The sequence below is a fragment of the Microcoleus sp. CZ3-B2 genome, from assembly GCF_036705055.1.
GTDB lineage: Bacteria > Cyanobacteriota > Cyanobacteriia > Cyanobacteriales > Microcoleaceae > Microcoleus.
In genome coordinates this window covers 72,454-91,323 of record NZ_JAUBTN010000006.1, presented here as the reverse complement: position 1 = coordinate 91,323, position 18,870 = coordinate 72,454, and the positions used below count along the sequence as shown (strand labels likewise).

Below are 18,870 nucleotides of genomic sequence, written 5' to 3'. Positions count from 1 at the left end.
GACGATCGCACTATAAATGCAAAACACCAGATACTCCCGACAGCAATTTTCAGAAAAAATGCTTTTTCCCCAGCCGGAAATGCTCCCAATTAGCGGACTTTTAAGGCAGCGCAAATATCAATTTTTGCGCTCTATAATCCACAATTAATTAAGCGCCTCCAAGCACCCAATGCACCAAAGTCCGAACTCCAAAACCTGTAGCTCCGGGGCCGTTGTAGCCGTTTTCTTTCTCGATCCAAACCGGGCCGGCAATATCTAAATGCGCCCAAGGAGTATCCTTGACAAACTGCTTCAAAAAGAGCGCCGCTGTAATCGAACCACCGGGACGGGGCCCTGTGTTTTTCATGTCAGCGTGCAATGCTTTTAAACCATCAAAATACTTCTCTTCCATCGGCATTCGCCAAAACTTTTCGCCGGCCAATTCTGAGGCGGCGACTATTTCGGCGGCGACGCTATCTTGAGGACTCCACAAACCGGCGATATCTTCGCCCAATGCAATTACGCAAGCCCCTGTCAGAGTTGCTAAATCGACAATTGCATCAAGTCCCAATTTATCAGCAAATACCAAAGCGTCAGCCAGGGTTAAACGCCCTTCTGCGTCGGTATTGTTGACTTCTATTGTTTTGCCGTTGGAAGCTGTGAGGATGTCTCCAGGGCGCATGGCGCGACCGCTAATCATGTTTTCGGTGACGGCGCTGATAAAGTGAACTTCGACATCTGGTTTGATGTGTCCGATCGCCTTTGCCGCTCCCAGGGTAGCCGCAGCGCCGCCCATGTCTACTTTCATCATTTCAATGCCGCTGCCGGCTCCTTTGATGTTCAAACCGCCGGAATCAAAGGTCAATCCTTTGCCGACAATTGCTATTTTACGGCGCGGTGTGCCTGCGGGTTTGTAAGTTAAATGGATAAATTTAGGCGGCAAATCCGATGCTAGGGCAACGCCGAGAAAGGCTCCCATGCCTAGTTTTTCACAGTCTTCCCGCTCTAATATTTCTAATTCTAAACCGCATTCTGCAGCTAGACTTTGAGCGGTTTCGGCCATTGTAATTGGGGTGACATAATTGGCAGGCGCTGCGACTAATTCCCGTGCTAAAATGACTCCGGCAGTGATTTGGCGGGCGCGGGCGATCGCACTTTCGGTACCGGCAAAACCGAGCAACTGAATTTGTTCGACCTGCGGGGTTTTATTGTCTGGTTCCGATTTGAAACGGTTGTCTTGATGCAGGGAGAGTTCTACACCTTCGACGATGGCGCTTGCTGTAGCGTCCGGCGCGTTTTTCCAGAGAGGAAAGCTAATTCCGAGGGTTTTACATTTCTCTTTTTTGGCTAACTTGGCGCAAACGCCTGCAGCTTGCCGCACGGTGTCTAATTTTAAGTCTGGGGCTTTTCCTAAACCGACGATCGCAATTTTGCGAATCGGATTGTTGCCGCCGACTCTGGCGATCGCGCTGGTGCCGGTTTTGCCCTTAAAATCTACTTCCTGAATCAGCTCTTTTAAAGTGCCTGCGAGTTGTTCGTCTAATTGTGCCAAATCGCCCGTGAGTTCCAAAGCGTCCTCAAATAGACCAATTGCTAGGGCATCTCCCGTCCAAGCAGAACGGGGCGTATCGGTGACTAGAAATTCCATGTTTTGATTTACTGTTTAGATTTGAGATTTTTGATTGTACTTTGTTGTGGGCGGTTTGTGGTTTTTCCTTGGTGCGCGTAAATATATCGATCGCACAAATTCCCCGCTCCACATCAAAATAAATTCTGGTACTATATCAGCGTGGAACGGGCTCGATGCCAGCGATGGCATGGAACAGCCAGGATGCCTGTGATGCCTCTTGACAACAGATCGGTTTTCTATTCTTAATTATCTGAAATTTTCCCATGTTAAAGCAACGTAAAACCCAACTTTCTATTTTAATCAGTGTTTCAGTTTGCGTGATGGTGCTCGGCTCTTTGGTGGCTGCAGCAAAATTGATGGGTGTCGGCCCGTTCCAGAAGGCTCAGCAGCCCCTAGATGCAGCGAATTCTGCAGCGTCGTCGGTTAAGATGCTCGTATCGCTCTCACCCCAGGAGCGATCGGCGAAATTAGTTGAACTCGCCACCCTGCAGCCTGCAAGTACCAATCCCCAGCAGGAAGTCTCCCCTCAAAGTCGCGCCCGCTACCTGCTTGCGAGCGATTTAATCCAGCAAGGAGATGCCACCAAAGCATTAGAATTATTGGACAAACTAGAGCAACAATATCCTATTTTAGCCTCTCATATTGCCCAAAAACGCGCCCAAGCTTACGAATTAAGTGGCGACAAAGGCAAAGCACAAAAAGCTTGGCAAGAACTGCTAAAAAATTATCCCAACGACCCAGTAGCAGCGGAAGCTTTATATGTTTTAGGCAAGTCAAAACCGGAATATTGGCAGCAGGCAATTACTGAATTTCCCGCTCATCCGCGCAGCATAGAAATTGCCCTGAAGAAGTTAAAAGAAAATCCCAACCAGCCGCAGTTGATGCTGCTAGTAGCAAAACACGGTCATTATGTCAAAGATTACGGTACATTATTAGAACAATTGGTGCAGCAAAACAGCGCTAGTTTAAAACCAGAAGATTGGGAAGAAATTGCCTTTGGGTATTGGGAAAAACAGGATTACGGCAAAGGAGCAATTGCTTACGGAAAAGCTCCCCGCACCGCCAAAAATCTTTACCGGAAAGCTCGCGGTTTGTGGCTTGACGGCAAAATTCCCGAATCAAAAATTGCCTATCAAGAATTAATTGCGGCCTTTCCCGATTCCGAAGATACTGGTTTGGGTTTAATTCGGCTGTCGCGACTGAATGAGCCCAAGGATGCGATGGTTTTGCTCGATCGCGCGATTAGCAAATTTCCCAATTATGCCCCCGAAGCTTTGCTAGACAAATCCAAACTTCTCGACAAAGCAAGCAGTGCTAAATCCGCCTCAGATACCCGCAAGTTGCTATTGACAAAATACAGCAATTCTGATAAAGCCGGCGAGTTACGTTGGGCGATCGCCCAACAATATGCCAAAGCCGGAGATTTAAAATCAGCTTGGCAGTGGGCGAGGGAACTAACCACCAACAATCCCGACAGCGAACCAGCGCCAGAAGCAGCATTTTGGGTGGGGAAATGGGCGCAGCAACTCGGCCGCAACCAAGATGCAAAAACATCATTTGAATACACGATTTTACGCTATCCCGAATCATATTTTGCATGGCGGTCGGCCGTACTTCTGGGCTGGCCAGTAGGCGACTTCACCACAGTCCGAGATTTGTCTCCCAAGGTAGTGCGGCCGCTTCAGCGCCCGGAACCAAGCGCAGGTTCTCCAGCATTAAAAGAACTCTATCAACTAGGTCAAGATAGAGATGCTTGGACGCTGTGGCAAATAGAATTTACCAACCGCATCGAACCGAGTATTTCCGAACAATTTACCGACGGTTTAATGCGAATTGGAGTAGGAGACAACTTAGACGGTTTGTGGATGATTGGGAGTTTGCGGCAGCGCGAAAAACCAGACGATAGAACCGAATACCTCGCCCTCAGACAGCAGTCGGCCTATTGGCAAGCATTATATCCTTTTCCGTACCTAGAAACCATTGTTAAATGGTCTCAAGAGCGCCAAATAAATTCATTATTAGTGACAGCATTAATCCGGCAAGAATCGCGATTCATGCCTGGTATTAAATCAGTAGTTGGCGCGACAGGTTTAATGCAAGTAATGCCGGAGACAGCAACTTGGGTTTCTGAGAAAATTAATCTCAAAAAATATTCATTGGAGAATATAGACGACAATATTAAACTCGGAACTTGGTATTTGGATCACACTCACGACGAATACAAGAATAACTCGATGTTAGCTGTGGCGAGTTACAATGCCGGGCCGAATGCAGTAGCAGATTGGTTGAAGAGATTTAGCTTTAGCGATCCGGATGCTTTTGCGGAAAAAATTCCGTTTCCTGAAACGAAAGGATACGTAAAATCGGTGTTTGAGAATTACTGGAACTATCTGCGGATTTACAATCCAGAAGTTAATCAGTTAATGAGCGATAATTATGAGGCTTCACAGAAAAAAGCAAAGTAAATTATTCGTGGTGTGGGGGCGGGTTTATCTAAATTGTTGCTAATCGTTATATATTTTGGGTGAACCTGGCCTACAAAATAGGGTTTTTTAGGGGCGAGTTCACCAACCATAATCGCCCCAAACACTCTCAAAAACTATCCCCCACCAACAAACAATCATCAGTAATTGACCGGAGATGGTATCAGCGACATCCCAAGGAATCGCGAGTAGAAATGCCTGTTTGAGAATTAATTCCGCTGGCTTTCGCGCACAATTCTTTAACTTGTGCGCCATCCATAATTGCGTCAGTAAAATCAGCACCGGTGATATCAACTCCATCAAAAGTAGAACGCAACAAAATTGTTTCCACTAAAATGGCATCGCTTAAATCAGCCTTAGTAAATTTAATTTGATCGATCATGGCATTAGTTAAATTTGCGCCGTGCAAATTCGCCTCAGTCATCACCGAAGCGCTCATAATTGCTCCCCGCAAATCGGCATTAGAAAAATTAGTTAAGTCCATATTAGCGTTAGAAAACTCAGCAGCCCGCAGCATTTGACCGGAAAAATCGCGTCTTGTGAGTTCGGCGTTGCTAAAGGACAGCGGCGGGGCGTAATATTTAGATTGAGCCAGGGCTGGCCGCGGGAGGATGAAGATAGTTAGCGCTAAGAGGAATGCTGCTAGTTGCCGGAGTTTCATAAGTCTGATATTCTCACAAGGTGGGTATTTTGTAGTGTATCCCGAACTTTGGTCGATCGACCAAACAGTTACAATCTCAATTAATAGTGATGGAGATGAAAAAAGCGATATGTTAAGTTTTTTCTTAACTTGGATAGTAGCCGCAGTTTCGCTGGTGATTACAGCTAACATTGTACCAGGTATTGCGGTGGTTAGTTTTCCGGCGGCGATGGTGGCTGCTGTGGTGATCGGATTAGTGAATGCGGTTGTCAGGCCGATTATTACACTGCTGACGCTTCCTTTGACTGTGATTACTTTAGGTTTGTTTTTGTTTGTTGTGAATGCAATTTCGCTTTCCTTGGCTTCCTGGTTGGCGGGTATATTCAATATTGGTTTTGCGGTTAACGGTTTTTGGCCTGCTTTGTTTGGTTCGATTGTGTTGTCGTTTGTTTCTGGGTTGATTGGTCGTTTTGTGAATCCGGGCACTTTGGATTAGGAAGATATTATCCCAGATAGTCGATCGGGCAAACAGCAACCGCTACTGTAACAGAGCCTAGTTTTTTTTCCGATCGAAAGATTTTTTTGGGAACTAAGAGGGGATGGGAAACACCCCCAAACGCAGATAAACGCGGATGACTGATGGATATCTGCGTTTCTTGATGTTGGCGGGCGGTTACAATTTGGGCGATCGCACAAAGTGCAGCCGCTTCTGCTACGCTTTTAGTCCCGACCTTTTGCGCTACCACATTGGAAGGATTCGGAACTTCTACAGAATTTAAAATATCAGCAGCAAAGGTTTTTAGCGGCCAGTTTCGCCCAGCACAAAGTTCCAGCAAACCGACTTCACCTGCTTTAGTATCAACAGTAGCAATACCTGCGATCGCACTTTCGGCCAAATGAGCGCCCCGACAGACATTTTGAATCGCAGTTTCGATTAATTCCCGTGGCGTTCCGCCTTCGCAACCTATCCCTACCCACAACACTCGCGGGTGCAACTGAACCTTTGGTAAAGTAGATTCCGGTGCAAATCTTCTCTGGGTGAAACTAATCCAAATTCGCCCTTTGATAGTTGACAGATTTTCCCCTTCCCAATATAAGGAATGATTGTCTGGCAGACTGTTTTGCCACAAAGTAGAACCAACTTCTTGAATTACTTCTACAGTTTCTCCTCTCTTCATAGTTGCCGCTATTCCCGCCCAGTCGCCTTCCCCCCGATTCCAAGCGCTGGGAAAGTCTAACATATCTAACGTAAATTCATCATTCATAAGAATTAATACGGGATGCGGGAAACTCAGTGACTTTAGTCCTGAGAGGTAAGCGACACGGGGGACTTCAGTCCCCGTGTTCTTTCCCTCTTAATTGGCCGAATGATGCGGAGCTTCTATGTATTTCTTCACAACTTCACTACTAATATTACCTGCGGTAGTAACAAAATAGCTGCTCGTTCACAAGGATGGCAGCTTTTTTAGTTCTGGAAATTCAGCCCTTAAATGATGGCTAGAACGCCCTTTGAATGCCTTAACGACTAGCGCAGGAGTATCCATCGGATTGACCGCGACAAATAAATGTACGTGATCTGAGGCCACTTATAAAGCCAGAATATCCCAACCTTTCTCGGTCGAAAGCGCTAAAAATAACTCTCGCAGTCTAGTTGCTATACTACCTACCAGAACTTTCTTGCGACGTTTGGGAATGAAAACAAAATGGTAGTTAAGCAATAATTTAACGTGGTTGTGGGTTTTGTACTCCGGGAGTGGCAACATAAAGTTTTGTTGTTATGACTTGACCTCTCCACTATATTTATCTAAACTAAATAAATCAACTAAGTAGAAAGGCGTAAATATTTGTAGTTGGGATGAGGCAGGAGTCAGGAGACAGAATGCAGGAGGGATTGGGGTTTGAGCCTCATTTATCTTTCTTAACACAGTTGTGTTTTTCCCCACCGACTTACTTAATTTACAGGAAAAAGAGGTGGCTAAGGTCAAAAAAACGATGGGAGTACAGCAAGTATTGCTGTCTCCCACTAAAGAAGTTGAGGCAGTATTAAATTATCTTTGTCGGCAATCTGGGAAGCTGTACAACAGCGCTGTCTATTTGGCTCGACAGACATTTTTCAAAACAGGAAGGTTGCTGACCGGAAAGTTTGACTTGTCTTTTGAAACGTCAATCGCAAAGTCGATGGTTGCTAAGTCGCTGCCTTCAACACCCATGCAGCAAACTTTGATGTCGGTTGCAGAGGCTTTTAAAAGTTTTAAAGAATTAAGAGCCTTATACAATGAAGGTCAATTGCCTTTCAGACCTAAGCCTCCGGGGTACTTAGAAGGATCGAAACTGTTCAAAGTTGCTTACCCAAACTCTGGAGGATTAAAGCCAGTATTAGTTGGCAATCAGTTGAGATTTTCTTTGGGCTTGACAGTTAGACGCTGGTTTGGAATTTCAGAATTTCTTTTGCCTATGCCGTCAAATCTTGACTGCTCAAAGGTTAAAGAGTTTACTATTCTCCCAAAAAATGGCGCTTTCTATTTGGAGATGTCTTACGAAGTAGAATGTCAACAACACGTTTTAGATTGTACCCAAGCCCTATCAATTGACTTGGGAACTGCTGACAACTTAGCGGCTTGCGTTGATACGCTCGGAAATTCCTTCTTGATTGATGCTCGCACCATAAAAGCGATGAATCAGCTTTGGAACAAGAAAGTAGCAACTAGAAAGGAAGGAAAGCCCGTAGGTTACTGGGATAGCTGGCTAGACCGCGTAACCCGTAAGCGCAACCACCAGATGCGCGATGGTGTCAACAAAGCTGCAAAGTTAATCGTCGATCATTGTTTGAAGCACGGTATCGGTAATCTAGTAATTGGATGGAACCAAGGTTTTAAATCTAATGTTGATATGGGCAAACTGAACAATCAAAAGTTTATTCAGATGCCTCTGGGTAAATTGAAAGACCGATTAAAACAACTGTGTAACTTACACGGCGTTAAGTTCACTGAAACGGAAGAAGCATATACTTCCAAGAGTAGTTTTCTTGATGGAGACTCCCTACCCAAGTACGGTGAAAAGCCGGAAGGGTGGAAAGCATCTGGAAAACGAATTAAACGTGGTTTGTATCGCTCTGCCGATGGAACTGTAATCAATGCAGATCTGAACGGCGCGGCCAACATTCTAAGAAAAGTAGCCAGTAAGTTAGGTGTAAAACTTGATCGACTGTGTAGACGGTGTTTGACTACCGTAGCGAGAGTAAAACTTTGGGTGTTACCTAAAGCTGCTTTGTCCGCAGAATCTCAGTGGCTTAAGCCCGCTTGAGTGTCAATATTCAGTTATTTCTTATGTAGTTTCACTGCGACCGCAATCTTAAAAAAAATTAACACTTTGTTTATTGAAAATTTTGGTATAATTGTAGCATAAACTACAAAAAATCCAACATTTAAGATGGTAGAACTAAATCAGTTACTGTTAGAGTTTGAAAGAAACGTCAAATCGGAACAAGTCACAAAAGAATGGAAAGAGCGCCGGGAAAGTTGGGTTAGCGATGTGGCAGCATCAGTTAACCTGACATATCTAGCAAAATTGCTAGTTGAATTTGAATCCAACTTGCAGGGGGAATCGGTTGATATTCAGTGGAAAGAGCGTCGGAACAGTTGGGTAGAAGAATGTCTGGGAGCATCCATTGTTCAAGAAGTATCAAGTTTATTGCTGGAACTAGAAACCCAGACAAATTCGGAAGCTATGGCTGATGAATGGCCGGATAATCGCGATAATTGGGTACAGCAAATGCACAAGTTTAAGGAGTAGTTTCGACAATTCAGAGCCTGTAAATATGCGTTTTCAGGCTCTAAATTTTCCTAAGGACTCATGACTAAAGCATTCGGCTCCATCATCGTATTTTGACTGAAGCACGCGACTGCAAACATTCCCACAAATACCTGAGCGATAATCTTCGGATTCATCTTTGGATAAACTTGTTTTTGCATCGCCGTTTCCCAAAAAGCCTCAGCCACATCGCTCATTATAAAAAACAAACAGTCTAAATCAATAAAATTTGTAATAAAATAGCAAAAACTGCAAACAAGAAAACATTTAATATGGTAGAACTGAACCAGTTACTGTTAGAGTTTGAAAGCAACCTCACATGGGAAGCTGTGACGAAAGAATGGAAAGAACGTCGCGACAGTTGGGAGAGTAAAGTGCAAGCAGCCGTAGAACCGTCACAGCTAGCAGAATATCTAATTGAATTGGAATCAGAAATCGAGTGGGAAGCGGTACAAAATTACTGGAAGATTTACCGGAAAAGTTGGGTAGAAGACTGTCATTCAGCATCGACTATGGAAGAAGTATCAAGTTTATTGCTGGAACTAGAAAGCAATACAACTTGGGAAGTATTGTCCGATGAATGGCAGGATATTCGGGAGAATTGGGTGCAGCAAGTGTACGAGTTTAACGACGAGTAGTGTCAGCGAGGTAGAGCTTTGTTAGTATGGGTTTTAAACCCCTGTCTAAAAGCGAAAGTCTTCTTGCATAGGACTAAATAACTTATGGGAGCATCTCAGCATTTAGGTGTGCATTTCGGTTAGTGTTGACTTAGATGCCCGCTCCCCAGCGCCTGATATTAAATCCGGTAGCATCGGAATTATATAGTGGGAGCGTCCCCAAAGAGCGATCGACAAATTCGCTCTTCAATGACTAATGACTAATGACTAATGACTAATGATATTAATTCCGGTTGCACTCATACATGATGTTAACTGTTAACGGTTAACAGTCAACAGTCAACAGTCAACAGTCAACAGTGAATTTACTATTCCAATGAAGAGAGGATTTGATAGGACTACTGACTACTGACTACTGACTACTGACTAATCTTTAACTAAAACGCCGTTCAGAAAAATATCTGCTAATCCTTCGGCCATTTCCTGCATTTCTTGCGGAGAAGCATTTGGTTCCCCAATCGTATTTTGACTGAAACCCGCTACTGCAAACATTCCCAAAAATACCTGAGCGACAATCTTCGGATTCATCTTCCGATAAACTCCTTTTTCCATCGCCGTTTCAAAAAAAGCCTCAGCCACAACGCTCATTTTTCCGATGACTTCTAACTGAATGCGATCGCGCAAATCCGGGTGAAACTGAGCCTCCAAAAAACACACCCGCATCATATCGCTATTTTCGCGGATATTCAGCATCCGTCGGCGCATCACCTGAGCCACTGCTTTGTAACTGCCCATCTCGCTCAATTCTGTCAGCAAATCCGTCAATATTTCCACCCATCCTTCCGTCGCTACCTGAATCAAAATTGCTTTTTTATTATCAAAATGCCGAAATAGCGTACCCTCCGCCACCCCTGCCGCCGCTGCTAAATCGCGAGTTGTCGTACCGTCGTATCCGCTGCGGGCAAACAACCGCACAGCCGCTTGTAAAATCCGCTTTTTGGTTTCTGTTTCTGAAGGAGGAGACTGATTAAAAATTCGCATGGCTTAATCGGTAATTGGTGACTTGGAATTGCGGGTTTGGGACGGACGGGCGAAATAATGTTAAGTTTTAAGTTGTGCGCGGCTTTAATCTTAAACTTCAAACTCCTCGCCGAGATCCAGATTCTTTTTGAGATTGGCTGTATCAGCCTAACATCTGCGGCGCAACAGATCGCTTATGCCTCCAAAAATCTTTATCCTTAGAAAAGCATCCCTGGCATCGATCGCCAACATTTATTTGTTTGACAATCCAAAATCCCCAATCTAAAATCTAAAATCGAATGACCCCGCAGTTCCAAAAACCACGCGCGGCGAAGCTATCCCCTAGGGAATCGCCCCGCCCAACTCGATTCATCGCCTCCCTGCTGGCTGCTGTAATGCTGTGGTGGGGAATTTGCCCTCAAATCGCCTCCGCCCGCGAGATGCCCGCTAACGGCTCTCCAGCAATGTCTGTTCAACCGTCGCTCGATCGAGTAATCGAGCAAGTCACCGAATTCAAGCTCGACAACGGCATGACATTCGTGGTGCTCGAAAGGCCCCGATCGCCCGTAGCATCGTTTTTAATTCACGCTGACGTAGGAGGCGCAAACGAACCCGACGGTCAAACCGGAGTCGCCCACTATCTCGAACATTTAGCTTTTAAGGGTACGCCAAAAATCGGCACTACCGACTACAAAGCCGAAAAGCCGCTGCTAGAAAAACAAGACGAACTCTTCGAGCAAATGCAATCCGCCAAGGCGATCGGCAAAACCGAAGAAGTCGCCAAGTTTAGAGCAGAATTGGACAAAGTTGAAGCAGAAGCAGGGCAATTTGTCAAGCGCAACGAATTCGGCAAAATAGTCGAACAAGCAGGCGGAGTCGGACTAAATGCCGCTACTTCTACCGACTCGACAATGTATTTTTACAGCCTCCCAGCTAACAAATTAGAACTGTGGATGTCGCTGGAATCAGAGCGATTTCTAGAACCTGTATTTCGGGAATTTTACAAGGAAAAACAGGTAATTTTAGAAGAACGGAGGCTGCGAACTGAGAATTCTGCGATCGGACAAATGGTTGAAGCTTTTGCCAGCACAGCCTTCTCGGTTCATCCCTACCGCCGCCCCGTAATTGGCTACACCGAAGACATTAAAAACCTGACACGAGAAGACGTGCAGAAGTTTTTTGAGACTCACTACATCCCCAGCAAGCTAACAGCAGCGGTGGTAGGAGACGTGAAAGCCTCGGAAGTGAAGCGGCTCGCTCAAATTTATTTCGGTCGCTACAAAGCGAAACCAGCGCCTTCTGAATTGGAAATTGTGGAGCCTCCGCAAACGCAAACCAAGGAAGTCACGCTGAAGTTAAAAACTCAACCTTGGTATTTGGAAGGATATCACAGGCCGGCGATGAATCATCCCGACAATGCGATTTATGAAATTATTGGTTCTTTGCTCAGCAACGGCCGCACTTCTAGGCTTTACAAGTCTTTGGTAGAGCAGCAGCAACTGGCGCTAGCGGCTCAAGGTTTCAGTGGCTATCCGGGGGAAAAGTACCCGAATTTGATGTTATTTTATGCTCAAACTGCTCCGGGCAAGACGGTTGATGAAGTAGCTGCGGCTTTGAGTAAGGAAATCGATCGCCTGAAAAATGAGCCGGTTTCTGCTATGGAATTGGAGCGGGTGAAAACTCAGGCGAGAGCGGGTTTATTGCGATCGCTCAATTCTAATATGGGCATGGCTTTTTCGCTGCTGGACTATCAAGTAAAAACTGGTTCGTGGAAAAATTTGTTTAAGGAATTGGATGCGATCGCGGCTGTTTCGCCTGCTGACATTCAGCGAGTTTCTCAGGCAACTTTCCGCCCGGAAAACCGCACGATTGGTAAGCTTTTGTCGCTTTAAGAAGTCATCAGTCATCAGTCATTAGTCATCAGTCATTAGTCATCAGTCATCAGTCATCAGTCATCAGTCATCAGTCATCAGTCATTAGCTCGTTTTCAGGCTCTGCCTGGGAACGCAGATAAACGCAGATCAGCGAGCAACATCCTTCATTTCAAATCAGCGAGGCAGAGCCTCTAGATATCGGTTCCCAGGCATAGCCCGGGAACCAGTTAAACCAGTTAAAAAGGTAAAAAAAACTCGTTTCCAGGCTCTGCCTGGAAATGCAGATCCCGAGGCTCTGCCTCGTCGAATTGTCAACAGATTAAACTTAGGAGAAAGAATGAAAAGGACTAAATTGAAACTAAAAAAAGTAAAGTTATTTCTGCTATCACTTTGCATTTTTACTGTTTCATTGGGCACGTTTAATTTGTTACCTTCCTTCGCGGCAGGGCCCAAACACTATGACGAATTAACATTCCCGGCGGTGCCAGAAATTAAACTGCCTAAATACACTCGCTTCGAGCTAAAAAATGGCATCCGAGTTTATCTGATGGAAGACAGGGAACTCCCGTTAGTCGGGGGAACGGCGCTATTTCGCACGGGCGATCGCTTTGAACCTGCAGATAAAATTGGATTGGGAGGTTTGACGGGAGAAGTGATGCGAACTGGCGGCACGGGCCGGCATACGGCTGATGAATTAAATCAGTTGCTAGAACAGCAAGCGGCTGCGGTAGAAACGGGGATTGATGTTACTTCTGGTAGCGCTAATTTTAGTGCTTTAGCTGAAGATTTGGAATCGGTGTTTGACTTGTTTGCGGAGGTGATTCAAGAGCCAATTTTTGAAGAGGAAAAGTTGGATTTAGCGAAGAATCAAACTCAAGGTGCGATCGCCCGCCGCAATGACGATCCTAACGATATTACCGGGCGCGAGTTTGAAAAGTTAATTTATGGCGATCGCAGTCCCTACGCCCGCACGGTAGAATACAAGACTATCGCAAATATTTCTCGCGACGATTTGGTGAGTTTCTACCAGAAGTATTTCCACCCCAAGAATATGATTTTGGGTATTTCGGGTGACTTTGATACTGCTAAAATGCGATCGCTCGTGGAGCAAAAATTCGGGAATTGGCAACCGACTCAAAATGCAGAAGTGCCAGCGCTACCAACGGTATCGCCCGCAAAGGAGAGCGGCGTATTTTTTGTAAACCAGCCACAATTGAGTCAAAGTTACGTGCAGATGGGACATTTGGGCGGAATGCTCAACAGTCCAGATTACGGTGCTTTGGACGTGATGAATGGGGTTTTGAACGGTTTTGGCGGGCGTTTGTTCAATAATGTGCGATCGCGCCAAGGTTTAGCTTACACAGTTTACGCCGCTTGGAGTCCGAGATATGACTATCCGGGAGTGTTTGTCGCTGGTGGCCAAACGCGATCGGACGCGACAGTACCGTTTATCAAGGCAATTCGCGCTGAGATCGATCGTATTCGCACCGAACCAATTACCGCCGAAGAATTAGCTTTTGCTAAAGATTCCACCCTCAATTCTTTCATCTTCAAATTTGAAAATCCGAGTCAAACATTGTCGCGATTAATGCGCTACGAATACTACGGTTATCCCGAAGATTTCATTTTTAGCTACCGCCGCAGCATCGAAGCAGCCACAATTGCCGACGTGCAGCGCGTAGCCAAGACTTACTTGAAACCGGAGAATCTGGTAACATTAGTAGTGGGAAATACTGCGGCAATTCAACCGCCACTATCGAGTTTGGGAACTGCGGTAAAAGTGCAATCTGTTGATATCACAATTCCGTCCGCGACTTAATCGATGATTCCTGTGACGCACCAGACTATTGTGTGGTGCGTCACTGTGAGATTGTGAATCTAATTTGTAATATCAATTCCGGTTGCACTCATACATGATGTTAACTGTTAGCTGTTAACTGTTAACTGTTAACTGTTAACTGTGAATTTACGATTCCGATGCTAACGAATTTGATATAAATTTTCGAGTGCGAACCTTACGGCTAATGAATAATATAATGAATATAACCACACAAGAGCAATTCGAGTTAATCCTAGGTTCTAGTATAGAAAGTCAAGAATTCATCAGATTAACTTTAGGAAAGTATAGAGGAGGAGAAGACGGTTTAACTAAAATTATTGTGAGAATTGTACAATTAAAAGCAAGCATAAAGCTTTCTTTCACCTATAGTTACAAAACTAAGGAAATAGTCAAAAATCACCCAATCGAAGAGGGATTAGATTTAATCAAAACCCTGATTGGCAGTGAATTTATGAGTATTAGATTATTCTCGATCGAGCAAGATGTTCAACTTGAGTATGGCAAAAATAAAAACCCTAAAATTAATTTTATCAAGCCCACTTTTACCAATCCTGTTGATACGACTCCGCAGCAACACGACCGCAGGAAGAAACGGTATATTGAATCAGAAAATAATGTATATCTCAGAGCATTAGGCATTACCAATAGTCAAGGTAATGTCGTAAGAACGATGGAAGATAAGTTCAGACAGATAAATAAGTTTGTGGAAATCATACATGGCTTAGTTGAATCATCAGGATTGGCAGAAAAAAGTCATATTTCTGTAGTTGACATGGGTTCAGGCAAGGGATACTTAACCTTCGCAATATATGATTTTCTGAACAATATTTTAGACAAGGAAGCATCGGTGATTGGTATAGAAAGCAGAATACATTTAGTGGATTTTTGTAACTCTGTTGCCCAATCAGTTAATTTTGAAAGGTTATATTTTAACCAAGGAAACATCAGTAACTATAGCGCAGAAAAATCAGACATAACCATCGCACTTCATGCCTGCGATACTGCAACAGATGATGCAATTTATAAAGGGATACAGTCTGATTCTTCTTTGATCATCCTAGCACCATGCTGCCACAAGCAAGTTAGGAAACAAATTCATCCGAATATGGTTTTGAAGGATCTCCTAAAGTCTGGTATTTTGCTGGAGAGGCAATCGGAAATAGTGACTGATGGATTGAGAGCGCTTTTACTTGAATTGTCTGGCTATAAGACTAAGGTTTTTGAGTTTATAGCTGCTGAACATACGAGTAAAAATATAATGATTGTGGGAATTAAAAGCAATCATAGTATCAATAAGGAGCAGATTATTGGACAGATTAAGGAAATTAAAAAACTTTATGGAATAAACTTTCACTATTTAGAGACTTTACTATTTCCCCACTTCTTTCTTTCCCCCGATCTGGCCGATCTAATTAATGCTTAGTTGGTAAGCGATCGCGCTATAATACCAATTTGAACCCGATCGCATTCAAGCAGTAATGCTGGGTTTGAAGCGCCCTATGGTCAATTTGGATTGAGTAGCGATTTCCCCGATCGCCCGAGTCAGGCCAGCCGATCGATATCAACACCCAACTCCCGCAACTTAGCCGCCAATAAATCCGCCCGCAGACGTTCATGTTCCGCCCGCAACCGTTCATATTCCGCCTGTTCCGAACTCCACAGCAGCAAATTTCCAGCTTCATCCCACCAGCGCAGCCAATTCATAGTTTGGCCCAGCCGTTCCCCCGACCAAATCCCCAGCCACAAATCAAACTCTGGAATCCGCACCCGCCCTGACGCATCAGCAGCCTGCGTTTCATAGGCTCCATTGAGCAAATACCGCACTTCCAGCTTGGGTTCGTAGGGGTCGTAAGTCACATAGGTTGGCACTTGCAGAATCTGTTCGTAGAAGTAGAGCTTGCCGTAGGGAGGAGTCGATCGCACGGACAATTCGCTGTAATCTTCATTAGACAAAAACTCCATCACCACCGATACCGGCGCACCCTCCAGATTCGGCGTGTAGCTGCGGCGAATCGTGCCCTCTGCAACTCCATGCACTTGCGGCACGAAAAACCAATCCGGTGCTTTAACGACAGTCTGCTTATTTACCGTCGCTACCAGTCCAAAATTGGAACCGATCAGGGCGATCTGTTCAATGCGTCCAGCGGCTCCCAGAGCATCGGTGAGAGCAGCAGCAAGCGGCGGTTGTTGAATATTTTCCACAGGATCGTCCGGTAATACAAAGTCGGCTGGTAGGGCTTCCCAAGTGACATTTGGTGTTGTGGAACTTGATAAGATTTTAAGAACCATTAACTCATACCATTTGAGATTTTATATTTTAGATTACTCGTTACCAGGCTCCAGCCTGGTAACGCCGGGAGGTTCTGCCTCCATTTTACCAAGCGAGGCAGAGCCTCTGGATATAGGTTCCCAGGCTGGAGCCTGGGAACCAGTAACCGCGTCTATACAGACCAAACCCGCCTCTGCGGGTTAAAGAACACGCTGTGAAGATTATGTTATTGTCTTCAGTCCGCAGAGGCGGACTTTGTTTTTGTAGGTGCGGTTTCAACCGCCGTCTGCAACTAAAAATCAATAGTCAAAGGCGCTCTCGGAAACGGAATTACATCGCGAATATTCCCCATTCCCGTCATGAATTGCACCAACCGTTCAAACCCCAAACCAAAGCCAGCGTGAGGCACAGTACCGTAGCGGCGCAAATCCAAATACCACCACAACTCCTCCTTATTCATCCCCTGCGCTTCCATGCGCCGCTCCAACACATCCAGCCGTTCTTCCCGCTGGGAACCGCCGATAATTTCCCCAATATTCGGAGCCAAAACATCCATAGCTCGCACGGTTTTCTCGTCTTCATTTAAACGCATATAAAATGCTTTAATTCCGACCGGATAATCGCTGACAATTGTCGGCTTCTTAAACAAATCCTCAGCCAAATAGCGCTCGTGTTCCGACTGCAAATCTAAGCCCCAGCTTACGGGAAAATCAAATTTTTTGTCGGCTTTTTCCAAAAGTGCGATCGCCTCCGTGTAAGTAATCCGCTCAAACTGATTGTTAATAATATTTTCAGCAGTAGCCAAAACCGTCTTATCAATCCGCTCGTTGAAAAACTCCATATCCTCCGGGCAATGCTCCAAAACGTACTTAAAAATGTACTTTAAAAACGCCTCAGCCAAATCCATATCACCCTGCAAATCGCAGAAAGCCATCTCCGGTTCAATCATCCAAAACTCAGCCAAATGTCGCGAAGTATTAGAATTTTCCGCTCGAAAAGTCGGGCCAAAAGTGTAAACATTGCCGAAAGCCATCGCCATAACTTCCGCTTCCAACTGGCCGCTAACTGTTAAATAAGCGCGCTTGCCAAAAAAGTCCTTCGCATAATCAACCTCTTGCGAATCCGTGCGCGGCACATTCTTTAAATCAAAGTTAGTAACGGCGAACATTTCCCCCGCACCTTCGCAGTCGCTAGCAGCGAGAATTGGAGTGTGAACCCACAAAAAGCCGCGTTCCTGAAAAAATTGGTGTACCGCCGCCGAACAAGCATTGCGGACTCTAAACACAGCGCCGTGGGTGTTTGTGCGCGGCCGCAAATGGGCGATTGTCCGCAAAAATTCCAAGGAATGGCGCTTTTTTTGCAGCGGATAAGTTTGCGGGTCTGCTTCGCCGTAAACTTGTACTTGCGAGGCTTTTAACTCAATTCGCTGTCCTTTCGCAGGTGACGCTACCAGCACTCCCGACACCTCTAAAGATGCACCTGTATTAAGTTGTTTGAGTATATTTTCAAAATCCGGCAAATCAGCATTGATGACTACCTGCAAATTAGCCATCGCCGAACCGTCGTTAACTTCCACAAAGGCAAATTCTTTCAATTCGCGCTTAGTACGCACCCAACCTTGAACAGTGACAGTTTCGCCCGGTTCACCACCGCGCAAAATTGCTGCAATTCGTTGACTTGTCATAATATCCACTCCTATTTATTTAATATTTTGCACCAAAATTCTCTCTTTTCTCTTCCTCTGCGCCCTCTGCGCCCTCTGCGGTAAAAAAAATCATAAATCCCAACATAATTCAACCCGCGTAGGATTTCAAAATCCAACCGATCAAAATGCCGAGTCCCCCAAAGCGAACTGCTTGCCAAAAAGGTTGTTTTATGCTTCCCCAAGAAAACAGGCTGCTTTCTAAATTTAACTCGATCGTTTCCAATTCTTGCTCAATTTTCCGCAATTCTTGCTTGAGTTGCGGCAATGGATTTTGGCGCAGAGACTGGCGCACGTCTTCGCGCCGGTGCCCGAGTTCGTCTTGGCGCTGTCGATCGACCTGAATTTGAGTGTAACGCTCTTTGACGGCTGCGAGCGATCGCTCCACTGCTGCGATCGCCTGCACAAACTCGTCTTCTTGCTCTTTTTGACTTAACTCTGACGGCTGTTGAGGCATTTCGATCTGCAAACCTGACGAGAATAAAAAAAACCGATTCCCAATTAAATTGTTATTATTATGTGCAGTTATTTAAAAAATTCAGAAACCCTAGCCAAATCCCTATAATTGCCACCTATGCTTGAAACCGCACAAACAACCCAAACTGTCAACCTCAACGAGCTTAGCACGGTAGAACTAGCTCAAGCTCTAGCAGCGCGCCTCGCCATCTCCGAAAAAGATTGGCACCGTCTCAAAGCCAACCGTTCTGCGCGGGCGGGCGAGCAAGCTGCGGCCGCTTTGGTGTTTTTGCTCAAAAAACAGCCAGAAGAAGCTCTCCCGCGCTTACAACAAGCCGCAGGATGGCTGGATCGATCGATCTCTGCTCCTCCCTGTCCCACCCACGGCAAATAATTGTGAGTCGCTGAGTCTTGAGGTGAACAGCGGATTTGTTGCTAAAAAATCAGACGATCGCGCCGCTCGATCGAGCAGCGCGATTGCGAGTTAAAAAAGATTTTATACTTTTCTAACTCAAAACTCAAATTTTGCATTATCATCTAGTATCAATAG

18 protein-coding genes and 1 pseudogene are annotated in these 18,870 nt (G+C 45.2%); 10 read left to right on the top strand and 9 right to left on the bottom strand.

The features are described 5' to 3' along the window. Nucleotides 1–148 precede the first annotated feature (148 nt). Nucleotides 149–1,627, bottom strand: a complete 1,479-nt coding sequence (locus QUA97_RS04420; protein WP_194066380.1) for a leucyl aminopeptidase — start codon at nucleotides 1,625–1,627, stop codon at nucleotides 149–151. A gap of 34 nt (nucleotides 1,628–1,661) precedes the next feature. On the opposite strand from QUA97_RS04420, the gene QUA97_RS04415 reads away from it, so the two are divergent. Both QUA97_RS04415 and QUA97_RS04410 read left to right on the top strand, forming a co-directional pair. Continuing rightward, entirely contained in the window at nucleotides 1,662–1,820 is a 159-nt protein-coding gene (locus QUA97_RS04415; RefSeq protein WP_194066379.1) for a hypothetical protein, read from the top strand. 52 nt (nucleotides 1,821–1,872) lie between these two features. Continuing rightward, complete coding sequence (locus QUA97_RS04410; protein ID WP_194066378.1) at nucleotides 1,873–4,074, top strand: lytic transglycosylase domain-containing protein; 2,202 nt, start codon at nucleotides 1,873–1,875, stop codon at nucleotides 4,072–4,074. Between the two features lie 181 nt (nucleotides 4,075–4,255). Here QUA97_RS04410 and QUA97_RS04405 read toward each other — a convergent pair whose 3' ends face one another. Continuing rightward, nucleotides 4,256–4,753: a pentapeptide repeat-containing protein gene (locus QUA97_RS04405; RefSeq protein ID WP_194066377.1), complete on the bottom strand. Its 498-nt coding sequence runs from the start codon at nucleotides 4,751–4,753 to the stop codon at nucleotides 4,256–4,258. A 109-nt stretch (nucleotides 4,754–4,862) separates the two neighbouring features. Between QUA97_RS04405 and QUA97_RS04400 the strand changes: the two genes are divergently transcribed. Next, complete coding sequence (locus QUA97_RS04400) at nucleotides 4,863–5,228, top strand: phage holin family protein (RefSeq protein WP_194066400.1); 366 nt, start codon at nucleotides 4,863–4,865, stop codon at nucleotides 5,226–5,228. Nucleotides 5,229–5,235: 7 nt separating this feature from the next. On the opposite strand, the gene QUA97_RS04395 is transcribed toward QUA97_RS04400, so the two are convergent. Both QUA97_RS04395 and tnpA read right to left on the bottom strand, forming a co-directional pair. After that, nucleotides 5,236–5,997 (bottom strand): cobalamin biosynthesis protein, encoded by a 762-nt coding sequence (locus QUA97_RS04395; protein WP_333193348.1) that lies wholly within the window; start codon nucleotides 5,995–5,997, stop codon nucleotides 5,236–5,238. 90 nt (nucleotides 5,998–6,087) lie between these two features. Next, nucleotides 6,088–6,495, bottom strand: a pseudogene (gene tnpA, locus QUA97_RS04390) (IS200/IS605 family transposase). Between the two features lie 208 nt (nucleotides 6,496–6,703). Between tnpA and QUA97_RS04385 the strand changes: the two are divergent. Both QUA97_RS04385 and QUA97_RS04380 read left to right on the top strand, forming a co-directional pair. Continuing rightward, nucleotides 6,704–8,035, top strand: coding sequence for an RNA-guided endonuclease InsQ/TnpB family protein (locus QUA97_RS04385; RefSeq protein ID WP_333193346.1), 1,332 nt, complete (start codon nucleotides 6,704–6,706; stop codon nucleotides 8,033–8,035). A 126-nt stretch (nucleotides 8,036–8,161) separates the two neighbouring features. Continuing rightward, a complete protein-coding gene (locus QUA97_RS04380; protein WP_194066375.1) occupies nucleotides 8,162–8,524 on the top strand; it encodes a hypothetical protein in 363 nt (120 codons plus the stop codon). Nucleotides 8,525–8,574: 50 nt separating this feature from the next. On the opposite strand, the gene QUA97_RS04375 is transcribed toward QUA97_RS04380, so the two are convergent. Next, on the bottom strand, nucleotides 8,575–8,739 hold the full coding sequence (locus QUA97_RS04375; RefSeq protein WP_442922478.1) for a hypothetical protein: 165 nt from the start codon (nucleotides 8,737–8,739) through the stop codon (nucleotides 8,575–8,577). Nucleotides 8,740–8,814: 75 nt separating this feature from the next. Here QUA97_RS04375 and QUA97_RS04370 point away from each other — a divergent pair, with 75 nt between their 5' ends. Further along, nucleotides 8,815–9,180 carry a hypothetical protein gene (locus QUA97_RS04370; protein WP_194066374.1) on the top strand — a complete coding sequence of 122 codons (366 nt, stop codon included), beginning with the start codon at nucleotides 8,815–8,817 and terminating at the stop codon, nucleotides 9,178–9,180. Between the two features lie 405 nt (nucleotides 9,181–9,585). Here the strand turns inward: QUA97_RS04370 and QUA97_RS04365 are convergent, their stop codons facing one another. Then, a complete protein-coding gene (locus tag QUA97_RS04365) occupies nucleotides 9,586–10,200 on the bottom strand; it encodes a TetR/AcrR family transcriptional regulator (protein ID WP_333193343.1) in 615 nt (204 codons plus the stop codon). A gap of 278 nt (nucleotides 10,201–10,478) precedes the next feature. On the opposite strand from QUA97_RS04365, the gene QUA97_RS04360 reads away from it, so the two are divergent. From QUA97_RS04360 to QUA97_RS04350, 3 genes are all read left to right on the top strand, one after another. Beyond that, nucleotides 10,479–12,071 carry a M16 family metallopeptidase gene (locus tag QUA97_RS04360; protein WP_333193340.1) on the top strand — a complete coding sequence of 531 codons (1,593 nt, stop codon included), beginning with the start codon at nucleotides 10,479–10,481 and terminating at the stop codon, nucleotides 12,069–12,071. Nucleotides 12,072–12,390: 319 nt separating this feature from the next. Next, nucleotides 12,391–13,872, top strand: coding sequence for a M16 family metallopeptidase (locus QUA97_RS04355; RefSeq protein WP_333193337.1), 1,482 nt, complete (start codon nucleotides 12,391–12,393; stop codon nucleotides 13,870–13,872). A 205-nt stretch (nucleotides 13,873–14,077) separates the two neighbouring features. Continuing rightward, complete coding sequence (locus tag QUA97_RS04350; protein ID WP_194066370.1) at nucleotides 14,078–15,316, top strand: class I SAM-dependent methyltransferase; 1,239 nt, start codon at nucleotides 14,078–14,080, stop codon at nucleotides 15,314–15,316. A gap of 119 nt (nucleotides 15,317–15,435) precedes the next feature. Here QUA97_RS04350 and QUA97_RS04345 read toward each other — a convergent pair whose 3' ends face one another. From QUA97_RS04345 to QUA97_RS04335, 3 genes are all read right to left on the bottom strand, one after another. After that, nucleotides 15,436–16,182 (bottom strand): Uma2 family endonuclease, encoded by a 747-nt coding sequence (locus QUA97_RS04345; protein WP_333193334.1) that lies wholly within the window; start codon nucleotides 16,180–16,182, stop codon nucleotides 15,436–15,438. Nucleotides 16,183–16,454: 272 nt separating this feature from the next. Next, entirely contained in the window at nucleotides 16,455–17,846 is a 1,392-nt protein-coding gene (asnS, locus tag QUA97_RS04340; protein WP_194066368.1) for an asparagine--tRNA ligase, read from the bottom strand. Nucleotides 17,847–17,955: 109 nt separating this feature from the next. Next, nucleotides 17,956–18,321 carry a DUF2203 domain-containing protein gene (locus QUA97_RS04335; RefSeq protein ID WP_194066367.1) on the bottom strand — a complete coding sequence of 122 codons (366 nt, stop codon included), beginning with the start codon at nucleotides 18,319–18,321 and terminating at the stop codon, nucleotides 17,956–17,958. Nucleotides 18,322–18,438: 117 nt separating this feature from the next. On the opposite strand from QUA97_RS04335, the gene QUA97_RS04330 reads away from it, so the two are divergent. Next, nucleotides 18,439–18,714, top strand: a complete 276-nt coding sequence (locus QUA97_RS04330) for a DUF6439 family protein (protein ID WP_194010122.1) — start codon at nucleotides 18,439–18,441, stop codon at nucleotides 18,712–18,714. The last annotated feature ends 156 nt before the right edge of the window (nucleotides 18,715–18,870 follow it).

Bases quoted from the DNA above. Each gene is read 5' to 3' on its own strand.
- QUA97_RS04380 (WP_194066375.1), top strand. From the start codon at position 8,162: ATGGTAGAACTAAATCAGTTACTGTTAGAGTTTGAAAGAAACGTCAAA.
- QUA97_RS04345 (WP_333193334.1), bottom strand. From the start codon at position 16,182: ATGGTTCTTAAAATCTTATCAAGTTCCACAACACCAAATGTCACTTGG.
- QUA97_RS04330 (WP_194010122.1), top strand. From the start codon at position 18,439: ATGCTTGAAACCGCACAAACAACCCAAACTGTCAACCTCAACGAGCTT.
- QUA97_RS04360 (WP_333193340.1), top strand. From the start codon at position 10,479: ATGACCCCGCAGTTCCAAAAACCACGCGCGGCGAAGCTATCCCCTAGG.
- QUA97_RS04350 (WP_194066370.1), top strand. From the start codon at position 14,078: ATGAATAATATAATGAATATAACCACACAAGAGCAATTCGAGTTAATC.
- QUA97_RS04420 (WP_194066380.1), bottom strand. From the start codon at position 1,627: ATGGAATTTCTAGTCACCGATACGCCCCGTTCTGCTTGGACGGGAGAT.
- QUA97_RS04400 (WP_194066400.1), top strand. From the start codon at position 4,863: ATGTTAAGTTTTTTCTTAACTTGGATAGTAGCCGCAGTTTCGCTGGTG.
- QUA97_RS04395 (WP_333193348.1), bottom strand. From the start codon at position 5,997: ATGAATGATGAATTTACGTTAGATATGTTAGACTTTCCCAGCGCTTGG.
- QUA97_RS04405 (WP_194066377.1), bottom strand. From the start codon at position 4,753: ATGAAACTCCGGCAACTAGCAGCATTCCTCTTAGCGCTAACTATCTTC.
- QUA97_RS04355 (WP_333193337.1), top strand. From the start codon at position 12,391: ATGAAAAGGACTAAATTGAAACTAAAAAAAGTAAAGTTATTTCTGCTA.
- QUA97_RS04410 (WP_194066378.1), top strand. From the start codon at position 1,873: ATGTTAAAGCAACGTAAAACCCAACTTTCTATTTTAATCAGTGTTTCA.
- asnS (WP_194066368.1), bottom strand. From the start codon at position 17,846: ATGACAAGTCAACGAATTGCAGCAATTTTGCGCGGTGGTGAACCGGGC.
- QUA97_RS04335 (WP_194066367.1), bottom strand. From the start codon at position 18,321: ATGCCTCAACAGCCGTCAGAGTTAAGTCAAAAAGAGCAAGAAGACGAG.
- QUA97_RS04370 (WP_194066374.1), top strand. From the start codon at position 8,815: ATGGTAGAACTGAACCAGTTACTGTTAGAGTTTGAAAGCAACCTCACA.
- QUA97_RS04365 (WP_333193343.1), bottom strand. From the start codon at position 10,200: ATGCGAATTTTTAATCAGTCTCCTCCTTCAGAAACAGAAACCAAAAAG.
- QUA97_RS04375 (WP_442922478.1), bottom strand. From the start codon at position 8,739: ATGAGCGATGTGGCTGAGGCTTTTTGGGAAACGGCGATGCAAAAACAA.